Here is a 13,901-nt window from a genome sequence, read left to right as displayed (position 1 = left end):
TGTGATCTCTCCCTTGTCGGCGATGCGCGCCTCAATCCAGCCGGTCACGCCGGCCAGTTTGCGGTGACCACCTCCGTTACCTTGCGGTCGTGGTGTCAGTGATCCGGTTTCCCGCCGCAGCTTGATCAGATCGTTCACAAATCTCGGCGAAACCCGGAAGTGCCGCGCCGCCTCGCGGTGCCCGTGACCTTCATCGACAAAAGCGACGACGCGCTCGCGTAGCTCTATTGGATGTGGTTTGCACATCTGAGACCCCTATATCTGCCTCAACAGAAGGGAATCACATCACAACCAATCTGGGAAGCCTGAATCAGATAGGCCGCGAAACGCTCTAAACCGTCAGCCCCGCGGGCCGTCGGCAGGAAGGGGTGTTTCAATATTGCTGGATCGACTGGATGTAGAAAACCAGTTCGAGGATGCGTGCCCTGACGGCTTGCTCGGTCCCGTACGGGCCGTATTTTCCAGCGACATCCTTCATGTAGCGGTCGCCCCAGACCGGCATTTCCCAAGCCTCGGAATTGCGGATTTCCGCCGACCCGACGACGGTGCCGGCTTCGCGGACGCCGTGAGCGCCGACGATCGACCGCCCATCGACGATCTGGAAAACGTCCAGCAGCGGGAAGATACCGTCATTCTCGGCCGCGATCCTCGTCAGGTCCGTGGGTTCGACCGTGAGGTACTCCGCCATCGGCCCGTTGCCCTTGCCGCCGACTCCATGGCAGGCCAGGCAGGAATTCATGTACTCGTCAGAGCCGATCAATTCCTCCTCCGCGGCAGCCGGTGCCGGCACGAAGCAGAATGCAGCCGTTGCTGCGATGCCAAGGAGCAACGCAAAGCTGCCTTTCGTGGTTTTTGTGAATTCTCCCAAACGCATGACAAGCCCTCCTCTCGCAGCGGTTGAGGCCGGCTCCATCCTGTTGCGGCTTTCGGGCCGCGGCTGTCGCCGGCACGGGGGCACTGATCCTCGTAGGGCCGGTATTCCACCTTCTGTTTCGAGTGGCGTCAGCAGGGTATCACGCTTTACCCTTAAGCACATTGCGATACGTCAACGGCTGGCGCGCGCAGGGGGGCTTTTCAGGCGGCTGGCGCCCATAGATTCCGGTGCCGCCATTGCGCAGGCGTAAACGAATGCTAGTGTGCGCTCGATAATCTCGAACAGGATACCCCGTGTCTTCGATGCAGAACATTCAGGCCGATTTGGAACAGCTGATCGCATGCCCGGCCTGCGATGCGCTCTATCGTGCCGCTTTGCCGGAAAACGGCGAGCGGGCGGTTTGTCCGCGTTGCCACACGGTGCTGATCGCGCCGGTCGATGGCGCCGTAATTCGGGTCGTGGCCTTCGCTGTGGCCATCCTGATTCTGCTGGTCTCGGCCATGTTCATGCCGTTTCTCAGCATCGAGGCCGGGGGGCTATCCCATTCCACCTCCATCGCCGATGCGGCATTGTCCTTCTCGGAGTATCATATGCTGGGCCTGTCGATCGGGGTGGTCGCGCTGATCATCTTTGTTCCGATCGCGCGGGCGATCCTCGTGATCTTCGCGCTTTTCCCGCTCATGCTGGACAAGAAGCCATGGCGCGGTGCGCGCACTGCTTTCCGTCTGTCCGAAGAACTGCGGCCCTGGTCGATGGCGGAGATATTCGTTCTGGGGGTGGGGGTTGCCCTGGTCAAGGTCGCCGCCATGGCGCATGTCGAGCTTGGCATGGCCTTCTGGCTTTTCGTGGCGCTCGTGCTGGTCACCGTGTTCCAGGACGGCTTCCTGTGCAGATGGTCGATCTGGTCGGCGCTGGAACAGGGAGACCGGCAGAATGGATGAGCATTCCGCGGTCTCGGAACATGTGGTGACCGCAAAGGAAGCGGGGCTGGTATCCTGCACCCATTGCGCCCGAGTCTGGCCGATCGGGACGGCTGCCTGTGCCCGCTGCGGCGCCCGGCTCGTCTCGCGCGATGAAAAATCCATGTCGCGGGTCTGGGCGTGGTGGTTCGTGGGGCTGCTCTGCTATATCCCGGCCAATGTTTTCCCGATGCTGCAAACGACATTCCTTGCCCGGACATCGGGGGATACCATCGTCGGCGGGGCCATCGTGCTGATGATGCATGGCGCGATACCGGTCGGGCTGGTGATCCTGCTCGCATCGGTCGTCATTCCAATTGCGAAGTTCATCGCCGTGGCTTACCTGGCGTTGTCGGTGCAGTTCCGCCTGCCGTCCGATCAGCTGCGCCGCATGAAACTTTATGAACTTGTCGAGTTCATCGGCCGCTGGTCGATGATCGACGTATTCGTTGTCGCCGTCCTCACGGCGCTTGTCCAACTCTCGGTGGTGGTGTCGATCCAGCCCGGGTCCGCCGCCGTGGCCTTTGCGCTCGCGGTCGTTTTTACAATGCTCGCGGCACGCTCATTTGACAGCCGCATGATCTGGGACAGCCTCGAAACCCCAGCCGAGGCCGAACCGGATGACAGCCGCAAGGATTTCCTTTCGTGACAGACCAGATACCCCAGACCCCCGTTCAACCTGCCAGGCGCAGTCTGATGCAGCGTGTTTCCATTGTCTGGATCGTTCCCCTTGTCGCGTTGGCCATCGCGATCGGCATGGCCTGGCAGACCTACCAGGACCGTGGCTCCGTCATCGAGATCCGTTTTGAGCAGGCCTCCGGCATCACCCCGGAGCAGACCCAGTTGCGCTACCGCGAGGTTTCGGTCGGCGTTGTCGAGGACCTGGATTTCTCCGAAGACCTGTCGCATGTCATCGCCCATGTCCGGCTGGACAAGGATGTGGAGCACTTCGTCGATTCCGAGTCGGTCTTCTGGGTCGTTCAGCCGGAGGTTTCGGCACGCGGCGTCTCGGGGCTGCAGACGGTTCTCAGCGGTGTCTATATCGAAGGAAGCTGGGACGAGGTTCCCGGCGGTTTGCACACGCAATTCGACGGCTTGCAAGAGCGTCCCGTGGCCCGTCCGGATCAGGCAGGCACGCGGATCATGCTGTCTTCCGGCTCCGGCAAGGGCTTGTCGGAAGGGGCGCCGATCCTGTTCAAGGGGCTGGAAGTGGGCCGTGTCGGCCGTCCCGTCCTGTCTGCCGACGGGATCACCATCAATGCCGAAGCCTTTATCGAGGCGCCGCATGACAAGCTTCTGACCTCGCAATCGCGGTTCTGGGATGCCTCGGGCGTGTCCTTCAATATCGGGACAGGGGGCGCTTCGGTGGATATCGAGAGCCTCGCCTCCCTGATCTCCGGCGGTATCAGTTTCGAGACGGTGGTTTCAGGGGGCAATCCCGTTCGCGACGGGGAGGTCTTTGCCGTCTTTCCAAATGTGGACGACGCGCGCCAGAGCCTCTTTGACGGTCGCAATGCCAATGGCGGCACGATGGAACTGGCCATGGTGTTCGAGGAGAACGTTACCGGTCTGAACGTCGGGGCGCCGGTCATGCTGAGAGGGCTGCAGATCGGCGAGGTCGTCGGTATTTCCGGTCGGGTCGATCCGGAACAGTTCGGCGACGACCTGGTGCGGCTAATCGTGGTGCTGAAGATCGAGATGCGCAAGATCGACGCCGCGCCGGACACGGACAACGCCGAAGACGAGAAAGAGGCGATTCTCGACATGTTCGAGCAGGTGGTCGCCGAAGGTTGGCGCGCCCGGCTGGCGCGTTCCGGCCTGCTCACGGCGGCACTGCGGATCGAGATGGTCCAGATGCCCGATGCGGAACCGGCGGAATTCCTGCGCGACGCCGATCCCTACCCGATCTTCCCATCGGTCACGGCCGAGGTCGAAGGCGTGGATGTCGCCGCCGAGGGGCTGTTGAAGCGGGTCAGCGACCTGCCGATCGAGGATCTGTTGAATTCTGCCAAGGTCTTCCTCGACAATGCAGCGGCGCTGGTGGCGAGCGAGGATATCCAGAGCATTCCGGCAGATGTCCGTGGAACGGTTGAGAGTATCCAGGGCGCGGTCGAGGATGTGCGCGAGGTGATCGGGACGGCGGACCTTCCGGCGCTGTCCAGCAAGGTCTCGGGCATTGCAGACGAGGTTTCGCAACTGCTGGAAAATGTCGCCGACCAGGAAGCCGTCGGGAAGCTTGTCGAGGCGATCGAAGCGGCCAGCGAGGCTGCGGTGGAGATCAGCACGGCGGCATCGGGCGTTCCTGAACTGGTCGCTCAGATCGAGGCGGTTGCCGAAAAGGTCGCCGCGGTCGATCTGCAGGGATTGATGGATCAGGTCGGTGGGCTGGCGACGGACGCGTCCGATTTCCTTACCTCCGAGGCGACGCAATCGTTGCCGGAGGTGCTGACGCAGTCGCTTGCAAGCGTGGAGGGGGCTGTCGCGGAAGCCGCGACTTTGCTTTCGGGCATGAACTCCTCGGGAGCGGTCGACAGCCTGACTTCTGCGCTGGCAAAGGTCGACACGGCGGCGGGCGACATCGGCGATGCGGTCGAGGGTCTTCCGGCATTGATCGACGAGGCGCGCCAGGTGACCGAAAAGGCCGCTGCGCTGGATTTCGAGACCCTGGTTTCGGAGATCACAGGGCTGGTGGAAAGTGCCGAGGCGATGATCGGTACGGAAGCGGCGCGCGCACTGCCCGAAAGCCTGAAGATGGCCTTGGACGAGGTTTCGCAACTGCTGGAAAATGTCGCCGACCAGGAAGCCGTCGGGAAGCTTGTCGAGGCGATCGAAGCGGCCAGCGAGGCTGCGGTGGAGATCAGCACGGCGGCATCGGGCGTTCCTGAACTGGTCGCTCAGATCGAGGCGGTTGCCGAAAAGGTCGCCGCGGTCGATCTGCAGGGATTGATGGATCAGGTCGGTGGGCTGGCGACGGACGCGTCCGATTTCCTTACCTCCGAGGCGACGCAATCGTTGCCGGAGGTGCTGACGCAGTCGCTTGCAAGCGTGGAGGGGGCTGTCGCGGAAGCCACGACTTTGCTTTCGGGCATGAACTCCTCGGGAGCGGTCGACAGCCTGACTTCTGTGCTGGCAAAGGTCGACACGGCGGCGGGCGACATCGGCGATGCGGTCGAGGGTCTTCCGGCATTGATCGACGAGGCGCGCCAGGTGACCGAAAAGGCCGCTGCGCTGGATTTCGAGACCCTGGTTTCGGAGATCACAGGGCTGGTGGAAAGTGCCGAGGCGATGATCGGTACGGAAGCGGCGCGCGCACTGCCCGAAAGCCTGAAGATGGCCTTGGACGAGGTGGGACAGGCGCTCGGGGAATTGCGCGAAGGCGGCACTGTCGAGGCTGTGAACGCGGCACTCGTCTCGGCCGAGCGCGCGGCGACCTCCGTCGCGGATGCCTCGTCCGAATTGCCGGAACTGGTGAAGCGGACAGAGGCAGTCCTGCGCGAGGCCGAACTGGCCCTGGCAGGTCTTGCCGATAGCGGCGCGCTCAACCGCGAGGCGCGTGCCACCCTGCGCGAAGTGAGTCGGGCCGCCGACTCCGTTCGCTCGCTCGCCCGGACGCTGGAGCGCAAGCCCAACGCCTTGCTGACAGGCAAATAGCGGGCCCATGCAGGTTTGCGACGGATCCCGGGAACACCGGCTGCGGCAGGCAAGTCGCGTCGCGCAACGAAATTGCGTGGCCGTCGCGGAGGTGCTTGCCCCCCGATGGGGGGCTTGTATGCTCCGTCGGAAAAAGAGCGAATGATCGGACAGGCAATGCGTTTCCAAATCCTTCTCGTTGCGCTGCTGGCGCTTGTTTCGGCCTGCGGGCCTGGGCCCGTTCGCTATGCGGCCGCGCCGGTTCCCTCCGGCGGGCGCATCTCGATTGGCGTTTCGCAACTGGAAGTGCGGGAAGTGTCGCTGCCCGCCTATGCGCGCAGCGAGGAGATCTGGCGCGAGAGCGAAGGGGGCGCCTTGACCAGCGACTCCTCGGTGCTCTGGGCGGATGATCCGGCGCGCGGTATCACCATGGAACTGAGCCAGCATCTCTCTACGCTGACCGGCGCGCGGGTGGCGGCCGAGCCCTGGCCGTTCGAGGAGTTGCCACAGGCGCGCCTTGTCGTCCGGGTGCAGCAGATGGTTGCCGGTGCCGATGGCCAGTTCCGCATGTCCGGCCAATATTTCGTCGCTGCGCTGAGCGCGGGGCGGGATCGTTCCGGCGATTTCTCGGTCAGCGCTCCCTTCGTGCTGGACGGGGGTGCTCCGGCGATTGCCGCCGCGAGGGCTACTGCCGTGCGCGACCTCGCACGTCTGATCGCCGATCGCGGTTTCTGATCCCGGATCCGGGTTTGACGCCGGTGCTTCGGCGGTTGAGGACTTGCGGACACGATTTGTTAACCTCTTAGCGTTTCATTCACCTTGCTGCCGAGCAAAATGCGGTCGACGGGCGTCCGCACTCGGCAAGGGGTGCGATGGCCGTCAATGCCAACTATCTGGGACAGGATAACCGGGCGCGGCGCGCGACAGAAGGGGGTGACACCGCCGTCGGTTCAACGGCCGAGCTACAAGGCGAATGCTGGCAAGGCGCATCGCGGAGGTTTTTCGGAGGCCAGCCTGCGCGGGCTGGACGATCTCGATGCGCGCCTTCCCCCACCCGGCGTCGAGACCCGCCCGGCCAGTGAGCCGGGCTTTCGCCGGACGGAGCGCCTGAACGCCGATGTCACGGCCGGCGGCGGTCTCGTCAAAGGGGACGACGGCCAGGTAAAACCGCATTACTGGGGGCATCGGGAGCGTCTGCGGCAACGTTTCCTGTCGGGCGGTCACGCGGCGATGCCGGAATACGAACTTCTGGAAATGTTGCTCTTCAACGCGATCCCCCGGATCGATGTGAAGCCGCTCGCCAAGCGCCTGCTGGCCGCATTCGGCGATCTCAACGGCGTCATAGCCGCTCCCGAGGCCCGGCTGATGGAGGTCGAAGGAGCGACGCCCAAGGTTTTCTACCAACTTCGCCTGGCCGAAGCTTTCGCGCATCGAATGGCCCGGGCCAAGGTGATGCAGCGCCCTGTTCTGTCTTCGTGGGATGCGCTGATGGAGTATTGCAAGACGGTGATGGCACATCGCGATACCGAGCAGTTCCGCGTGCTCTTTCTCGATCGCAAGAACAACCTCGTGGCCGACGAGGCGCAGGCGGAGGGGACGGTGGACCATGTGCCGGTCTACCCGCGCGAGATCGTGAAGCGCGCGTTGGAACTGAATGCTTCGGCGCTGATCCTTGTACATAACCATCCGTCCGGTGATCCGTCCCCCTCCAACGAGGACGTGGTGATGACGGACAGGATCTGCGAGGCTTGCCACGCCGTCGGGATCACGATCCATGACCATGTCGTTATCGGCAAGGAAGAGGACGCCTCTTTCCGGCAACTGGGTTTCCTGGAATAGGGCTGTCTCCCCGAGATTGCAGACATTTGGGGGGGGTCACCCCCAAACCCCCAGGATATTTGGAGCCAGAAGAAACCAGTAGCGGCCTACTTGTTCATCTTCTGACGGGAAATATCCCGGGGGGAGCGCCAAAAGGCGCGGGGAGCAGCGCCCCCTGACGACGCCGGTCGGCAGCTTTGTCCAAAGAGACCAGTTGACCACCTTGCCGGGATCGCCGAAGCTCTCGACGACGCGCGGGCTTTGGAGGAAATTCCCAATAGCCTTGACAAGGCGTGAACAGTGCCCTTGACGCCCTGCAGCTTTCCCATTAGTTGACAATGTCTCATTCGAGAATCGCCGTCGTGTCCCTTGCTTGTGAAGCTTTGGTCGATCGGCGGCAAGCCGGCCCGGTGGCGTGACGCTGTCGGGCCTCTGTTGTGAAAAAAGGTTCTGGTGCTACGGAACCGCAACCATGAAGGAAGTTTCCTCTTGGCACGTATTGCTGGCGTCAATATCCCGACCGCCAAGCGCGTCCCGATCGCGCTCACCTACATCACCGGTATCGGCAACACTTCCGCCGCCGCCATTTGCGAAGCCGTTGGCATCGAGTCGACGCGCCGCGTCAACGAGCTGTCCGACGCCGAAGTGCTCGCCATTCGTGAGCATATCGACGCGAACTACACCGTCGAAGGCGACCTGCGCCGCGAGACGCAGATGAACATCAAGCGCCTCATGGATCTCGGCTGCTACCGCGGTCTGCGTCACCGCCGCAACCTTCCGGTTCGCGGCCAGCGCACCCACACCAACGCCCGTACCCGCAAGGGCCCGGCGAAGCCGATCGCCGGCAAGAAGAAGTAAGGGGAGACTGACAGCATGGCTCGTGATCGTCGCGCAACCAAGCGCAAGGTTTCCAAGAACATCGCCTCTGGCGTTGCTCACGTGAATTCCTCTTTCAACAACACAAAGATCCTGATCTCCGACGTGCAGGGCAACGCCATTTCGTGGTCGTCTGCCGGTACGATGGGCTTCAAGGGTTCCCGGAAGTCGACCCCCTACGCCGCTCAGATGGCCGCCGAAGACGCCGGTCGCAAGGCGCAGGAACATGGCGTGAAGACGCTTGAGGTCGAAGTTCAGGGCCCCGGGTCCGGCCGCGAGAGCGCCCTGCGCGCCCTCGCCGCTGTCGGGTTCAACATCACGTCCATCCGCGATGTGACCCCGATTGCGCATAATGGCTGCCGTCCGCCGAAGCGCCGTCGCGTCTGACGCACTGGACAGAAGATTTCGGACCGCGCCAGAACGGGCGCGGTCCGTTCCGGCATTTTGAACCTCGGGCGTTTGCTTGCTCGGACATGGCAGGCGAACAGGTATGGAGGCGACATACATGATCCACAAGAACTGGCAGGAACTGATCAAGCCGACGCAGCTTGAAGTTAAGCCGGGCGCGGACGCGTCCCGCAAGGCAACGCTCGTGGCCGAACCGCTCGAGCGTGGTTTTGGCCTGACCCTGGGCAATGCCCTGCGCCGGGTGCTGCTGTCCTCTCTGCAAGGCGCCGCCATCACCTCGGTTCAGATCGACAACGTCCTGCACGAGTTTTCCTCGGTTGCCGGTGTCCGCGAGGACGTGACCGACATCGTGCTGAACCTCAAGGGCGTTGCGCTGGCCATGGAAGTGGAGGGCCCGAAGCGGCTGTCGATTTCCGCCAAGGGACCGGGCGTTGTCACCGCCGCCGATATCTCCGAGACCGCCGGCATCGAGGTGCTCAACAAGGAGCACATCATCTGCCACCTCGACGAGGGTGCGGATGTCTACATGGAACTGACCGTCAACACGGGCAAGGGCTATGTCGCCGCCGACAAGAACCGTCCCGAGGATGCGCCGATCGGCCTGATCCCGATCGATGCGATCTACTCGCCGGTCAAGAAGGTCTCCTATGACGTGCAACCGACCCGTGAGGGCCAGGTGCTCGATTATGACAAGCTGACGCTGAAGATCGAAACCGATGGCTCCGTGACTCCGGATGACGCCGTGGCCTTTGCCGCCCGCATCCTGCAGGACCAGCTGTCGATCTTCGTCAACTTCGAGGAGCCGGAAGCTGCCGGTCGCCAGGAAGAGGACGATGGCCTCGAGTTCAACCCGCTTCTGCTGAAGAAGGTGGACGAGCTGGAATTGTCGGTCCGTTCGGCGAACTGTCTGAAGAACGACAATATCGTCTATATTGGCGACCTGATCCAGAAGACCGAAGCCGAGATGCTCCGCACCCCGAACTTCGGCCGCAAGTCGCTCAACGAGATCAAGGAAGTGCTCTCGGGCATGGGCCTGCACCTCGGCATGGATGTCGAGGAATGGCCGCCGGAGAACATCGAGGATCTCGCCAAGAAATTCGAAGATCAGTTCTGATCTCGATCCGGTCGCGCCTTCGGGCGCGACCAAGCTAATGGGCCAATGCCCCAAGGAGAGCCGGAGACACGCATTTCCGGTCAGACAAAGCAAAACCGCCCGTAGAGGGCAAATTGGAGTATAGAAAATGCGTCACGCCCGCGGATACCGCCGCCTGAACCGCACCCACGAGCACCGCAAGGCGCTCTTCGCCAACCTGGCCGGCTCGTTGATCGAGCACGAGCAGATCAAGACGACCCTGCCCAAGGCCAAGGAGCTGAAGCCGATCATCGAAAAGCTGATCACGCTCGGCAAGCGCGGCGACCTTCATGCCCGCCGCCAGGCGGCCTCTCAGCTCAAGCAGGACAAGTACGTTGCCAAGCTTTTCGAAGTGCTTGGCCCCCGCTATGCCGAGCGCAATGGCGGCTACGTCCGCGTGCTGAAAGCCGGCTTCCGCTATGGCGACATGGCTCCGATGGCGATCATCGAGCTGGTCGACCGCGATGTCGACGCCAAGGGTGCCGGGGACCGCGCCCGCGAAGAGTCGCTCGAAGCATAAGCTTTCCGCATTGCCAATTTCGAAAGGCCCCCGTTGTGGGGCCTTTTTGCATTTTGGGGGAACGGGGCATTCCGCGGGTAATTGTGTTCGTTTCGAAGTGGTTTTTTATTGACCATTCCCGCTCTGGTTGCGCACAACTCGCAGCATGGAAGAACGCGCGAATATCGAACGCGAATTGCGGTTATTGGGCGAATTGGCGCCAGCCGGGTATTTCGTTGCCCTGCATATCCGTTTTGCCGCGCCGCTCATGACCTTCCATACTTATGACAAGGCATGGGTGGACCGCTACACGGCCCAGGCCTATGCAATGCGCGATCCAATTACGGCCTGGGGGTTTTCCACCGAAGGTGCGGCACGCTGGAGCGAAATCGAGGTTCCGGACACTTTTGGCATAATGCGCGAAGCGGCCGAATACGGGTTGAGATTCGGCGTTCAGTTGGCCTTTGGCCCCATTTCTTCGCGTTCCATCGCCGGGATGGCCCGCGGCGACCGCGAGTTCACCGATGCGGAGCGCGATCGCGCGGCGCGGATCTTTGCGCGCATGCATGACATGACGGAGCCACCCGAGAACCTGGCGCGTGCGCAAGTGGAAGCGTTGCGCCTCGTCGCGGCCGGGGACAGGCATGCGGCAGCGGCCGCGAAACTGGGTATTTCCGAAAGCGCGCTAAAGGCGCGACTGACATCGGCGCGTCAACGGCTGATGGCGCGCACGACGGCGGAAGCTATCCAGCGGGCAAAGGACGCACGCCTGCTTTAATTCGGATTGCGCTCAAACTTCCTCACCCGTTGCTCCGAACAGGATTGATTCGAAAACGTTGCATTGCGCCATCCGGTAACGAAATGCCTGCGGCTTGGCGCAATATTTTCTAGTCGGACTTCCGTTTCGCACGCAGGTGGACGAAGAAATCCAGCCGCTTCTTCAATTCCCGTTCGAAACCGCGTTCGACGGGCAGGTAATAGATCCCGCGTTTCATGCCATCGGGGAAATAGTTCTGCCCCGAGAAGCCATCCTCGGCGTCGTGATCATAAAGATAGCCGTCACCGTAGCCCTGTTCCTTCATCAGGTTCGTCGGCGCGTTGAGGATATGCTTGGGCGGTGGCTCCGAGCCGGTGCGCGTAGCGGCGGCCATGGCGGTTTTGAAGGCGGCGTAGCCGGCATTGGATTTCGGCGCGAGCGCCAGGTAGACCACCGCCTGGGCCAAAGCCAGCTCGCCTTCCGGGCTACCGATGCGCTCGTAGGTCTGCCACGCCTGCAGGCAGATCCCTTGAGCCTGCGGGTCGGCCAGCCCGATATCCTCCACCGCCATGCGGGTGATGCGCCGGGCGAGATAGCGCGGGTCTTCGCCGCCCTTGAGCATCCGCGCCAGCCAGTAGAGGGCGGCATCCGGGTCTGAGCCGCGAACGGATTTGTGCAGCGCCGAGATCAGGTTGTAATGCGCGTCTCCCGATTTGTCGTACTGCGCGGCGCGCCGGGTCAGCCGCGAGGTGAGTTGGTCGGTGTCCAGCGGCGCCTTGACCGACCACGCGGCAACCTGTTCCACGAGGTTCAGAAGGGCGCGGCCATCGCCATCGGCCATCGTTACCAGCGCTTCGCGGGCGGGTGGGGTCAGGGGCAGTTTCCGATCCAGTTCAGCCTCGGCGCGGGTGAGCATGGCCACGAGCGCCTCCGCGTCGAGGCGATTGAGCACCAGCACCTGGCTCCGGCTCAGAAGCGCGGCATTCAGCTCGAAGGAGGGATTCTCGGTCGTCGCGCCGACGAGGACGATCGTTCCGTCCTCCATATGCGGCAGGAAGCCGTCCTGTTGCGCCTTGTTGAAACGGTGGATCTCGTCGACGAAAAGCAACGTGCCCTTGCCGGACTTCCGCCGAAACCGGGCAGCCTCGAACACTTTGCGAAGCTCTGGAACACCGGTGAAAATCGCGCTGATCTGGACGAAATGCAGGTCGGTTTCATCGGCCAGCAGGCGGGCAATCGTCGTCTTGCCGACGCCCGGCGGCCCCCACAGCACGAGCGAGGACAGGCTACCGACGGCGAGCATGGTGCCGAGCGGGCCATCCGGACCGAGCAGGTGGTCTTGTCCGATCACCTCGGACAAGGCGGCCGGGCGCAAACGATCCGCCAACGGGCGCGGAGTGCCCATCGCGCCGGCGGTTGAATCGGGGGAGTCGAACAGGTCAGCCATCGAGATCAAAATAGACGCTGGGAGAGGCATTGGAAATCGGCAGCTGTAGCGGCAAAGACGAATCCCGCGCCATCATTGTCGCATCGGGGATCCATAAAAGGTGTTTCCTGGACTGATATATTTCTGTGCAACTGTTGCGGGTGGAGATTGCGCACTGTCTTTCTTGATGTCGCGTGAAATGCAAATATATATTTATCAGAGTGTTGGGTGAATAGACTCGCTGTTGTGCGCATTCTCTCGTCGCCTAGAAATGCACCCGCATGAATGTGTCTTCAAATATACACAGGAATTGTGCAGAAATCGAGTTCGGGAAGCGCAGCTTTCACCGTATATCGAAGGTTGAAAAATTTTTGGCCAATTGGGAGACCAGCCATGCGCAAGATAATTCTCATAGCTACCGCTATTGCCCTGTCCGTGCCGAGCATTGCGGCCGCCGACGCCGCGACTGATGCGGTCAAGGCCCGTCAGGAGCACATGAAATCCTACGGCAAGCAAATGGCTACCTTTGCCGCGATGGCCAAGGGGGAGGTCGAATACGATGCCGCTGCCGCCCAGGCCGCTGCCGAAACGCTGGCCGAGCTGATCAAGGCGGACCAGTCCGGTTTCTGGCTGCCCGGCACCTCGGCCGATGACATGCCGGGTGTGTCCTATGCCTCGGCCGACCTGTGGAACGAGTTCGACAAGGCCGGCGCGATCGGCGGCGAGCTCGCGGCTGCAGTGGCCACGATGCAGGAGGTCGCCGGCAACGGCAAAGGCGAGATGGCCCAGGCCCTCGGCGGCATCGGCAAGAACTGCCAGGCCTGCCACAAGGCTTACCAGCTCAAGAAGGACTGACGGGAATGACGGACAGATCGCCTGAGCCGCTGCACCGCATTCGCTTGTGGGATCCGCTGGTGCGGATCTTCCACTGGGTTCTGGCGACCTGCGTGATCGTTACCTGGCTGTGGGGTCAGATCAATCCGACCGGATATCTGACCCTGCATTTCTGGCTGGGCTACACCGTGATCGGCCTTCTGGTCTTTCGCGTGATCTGGGGGCTGGTTGGCCCCTGGCCCGCCCGCTTCGTGCATTTTCTTTACGGGCCAAGCGCCTATGCCCGCTACATCGCCGGCATGCCGAAGCGCAAGCCGAGCCGCTGGCCGGGGCATAACCCGGTTGGCGGGCTCTCGGTCTACCTGCTGTTGGGCGTGCTGGCGCTGCAGGTCGTTTCCGGCCTGTTTGCCGACCCGGAGGATTTCATCAATGCCGGTCCGCTGGCGGATGATTTCCCGGGCATGGTGAAGCTGGGGACCGAGATCCACCATGCGCTGGCCCCGGTCATCCTGCTGCTCGTTCTGCTGCATCTCGGCGCAATCGCCTTCTACAAGGTCTGGAAAGGCGAAAACCTCGTGCCCTCCATGATTCACGGCAAGAAGGTCGTGAAAGGCGATGTGCCGGCCGACCGGATTATCGAAGCCGTCACGGAAGAGGCAGCCTGAGCGGCGCAACGGCTTGACAAGCG

Annotated in this window: 15 protein-coding genes; 12 read left to right on the top strand and 3 right to left on the bottom strand. The window is 62.4% G+C overall.

Features of this window, described 5'->3' with window-relative positions; genetic code table 11:
- Together BLR85_RS29625 and BLR85_RS22145 are read right to left on the bottom strand one after the other, a co-directional pair.
- The coding region (locus tag BLR85_RS29625) for a helix-turn-helix domain-containing protein (RefSeq protein ID WP_212635131.1) at positions 1-246 on the bottom strand (246 nt) is incomplete at its 3' end.
- Positions 247-373: 127 nt separating this feature from the next.
- Positions 374-874, bottom strand: coding sequence for a c-type cytochrome (locus BLR85_RS22145; RefSeq protein WP_093162521.1), 501 nt, complete (start codon positions 872-874; stop codon positions 374-376).
- A 302-nt stretch (positions 875-1,176) separates the two neighbouring features.
- On the opposite strand from BLR85_RS22145, the gene BLR85_RS22140 reads away from it, so the two are divergent.
- The 10 genes from BLR85_RS22140 (at position 1,177) to BLR85_RS22095 (ending at position 10,974) form a co-directional block, all read left to right on the top strand.
- Positions 1,177-1,815 carry a paraquat-inducible protein A gene (locus tag BLR85_RS22140; RefSeq protein ID WP_093162517.1) on the top strand — a complete coding sequence of 213 codons (639 nt, stop codon included), beginning with the start codon at positions 1,177-1,179 and terminating at the stop codon, positions 1,813-1,815.
- Entirely contained in the window at positions 1,808-2,482 is a 675-nt protein-coding gene (locus BLR85_RS22135; RefSeq protein WP_093162512.1) for a paraquat-inducible protein A, read from the top strand. Before BLR85_RS22140 ends, BLR85_RS22135 begins: the two co-directional genes overlap by 8 nt.
- Before the next feature lie 47 nt (positions 2,483-2,529).
- The gene (locus BLR85_RS22130) at positions 2,530-5,484 is read left to right on the top strand and encodes an MlaD family protein (RefSeq protein ID WP_093162508.1); all 2,955 of its coding nucleotides are present in this window, start codon (positions 2,530-2,532) and stop codon (positions 5,482-5,484) included.
- Positions 5,485-5,640: 156 nt separating this feature from the next.
- Positions 5,641-6,198: a PqiC family protein gene (locus tag BLR85_RS22125; RefSeq protein WP_093162535.1), complete on the top strand. Its 558-nt coding sequence runs from the start codon at positions 5,641-5,643 to the stop codon at positions 6,196-6,198.
- 147 nt (positions 6,199-6,345) lie between these two features.
- Entirely contained in the window at positions 6,346-7,302 is a 957-nt protein-coding gene (gene radC / locus BLR85_RS22120) for a RadC family protein (RefSeq protein WP_093162505.1), read from the top strand.
- A gap of 468 nt (positions 7,303-7,770) precedes the next feature.
- A complete protein-coding gene (gene rpsM, locus BLR85_RS22115; protein ID WP_093162532.1) occupies positions 7,771-8,139 on the top strand; it encodes a 30S ribosomal protein S13 in 369 nt (122 codons plus the stop codon).
- A gap of 15 nt (positions 8,140-8,154) precedes the next feature.
- Positions 8,155-8,544 (top strand): 30S ribosomal protein S11, encoded by a 390-nt coding sequence (gene rpsK, locus BLR85_RS22110; protein WP_068310988.1) that lies wholly within the window; start codon positions 8,155-8,157, stop codon positions 8,542-8,544.
- 118 nt (positions 8,545-8,662) lie between these two features.
- Positions 8,663-9,679, top strand: a complete 1,017-nt coding sequence (locus BLR85_RS22105) for a DNA-directed RNA polymerase subunit alpha (RefSeq protein ID WP_093162529.1) — start codon at positions 8,663-8,665, stop codon at positions 9,677-9,679.
- Between the two features lie 127 nt (positions 9,680-9,806).
- Entirely contained in the window at positions 9,807-10,217 is a 411-nt protein-coding gene (gene rplQ, locus BLR85_RS22100; RefSeq protein WP_093162502.1) for a 50S ribosomal protein L17, read from the top strand.
- A gap of 145 nt (positions 10,218-10,362) precedes the next feature.
- Positions 10,363-10,974, top strand: coding sequence for an autoinducer binding domain-containing protein (locus tag BLR85_RS22095; protein WP_093162499.1), 612 nt, complete (start codon positions 10,363-10,365; stop codon positions 10,972-10,974).
- Between the two features lie 109 nt (positions 10,975-11,083).
- Here the strand turns inward: BLR85_RS22095 and BLR85_RS22090 are convergent, their stop codons facing one another.
- Positions 11,084-12,400, bottom strand: coding sequence for a replication-associated recombination protein A (locus BLR85_RS22090; RefSeq protein WP_093162527.1), 1,317 nt, complete (start codon positions 12,398-12,400; stop codon positions 11,084-11,086).
- 372 nt (positions 12,401-12,772) lie between these two features.
- Between BLR85_RS22090 and BLR85_RS22085 the strand changes: the two genes are divergently transcribed.
- Together BLR85_RS22085 and BLR85_RS22080 are read left to right on the top strand one after the other, a co-directional pair.
- Positions 12,773-13,234 carry a c-type cytochrome gene (locus BLR85_RS22085; RefSeq protein ID WP_170844701.1) on the top strand — a complete coding sequence of 154 codons (462 nt, stop codon included), beginning with the start codon at positions 12,773-12,775 and terminating at the stop codon, positions 13,232-13,234.
- A gap of 5 nt (positions 13,235-13,239) precedes the next feature.
- Positions 13,240-13,878 (top strand): cytochrome b/b6 domain-containing protein, encoded by a 639-nt coding sequence (locus BLR85_RS22080; RefSeq protein ID WP_093162493.1) that lies wholly within the window; start codon positions 13,240-13,242, stop codon positions 13,876-13,878.
- Positions 13,879-13,901 lie beyond the last annotated feature (23 nt).

Source organism: Aliiruegeria lutimaris (assembly GCF_900099935.1).
Classification (GTDB): Bacteria; Pseudomonadota; Alphaproteobacteria; order Rhodobacterales; family Rhodobacteraceae; genus Tropicimonas; species Tropicimonas lutimaris.
This window is presented reverse-complemented; position numbering and strand designations above follow the sequence as displayed.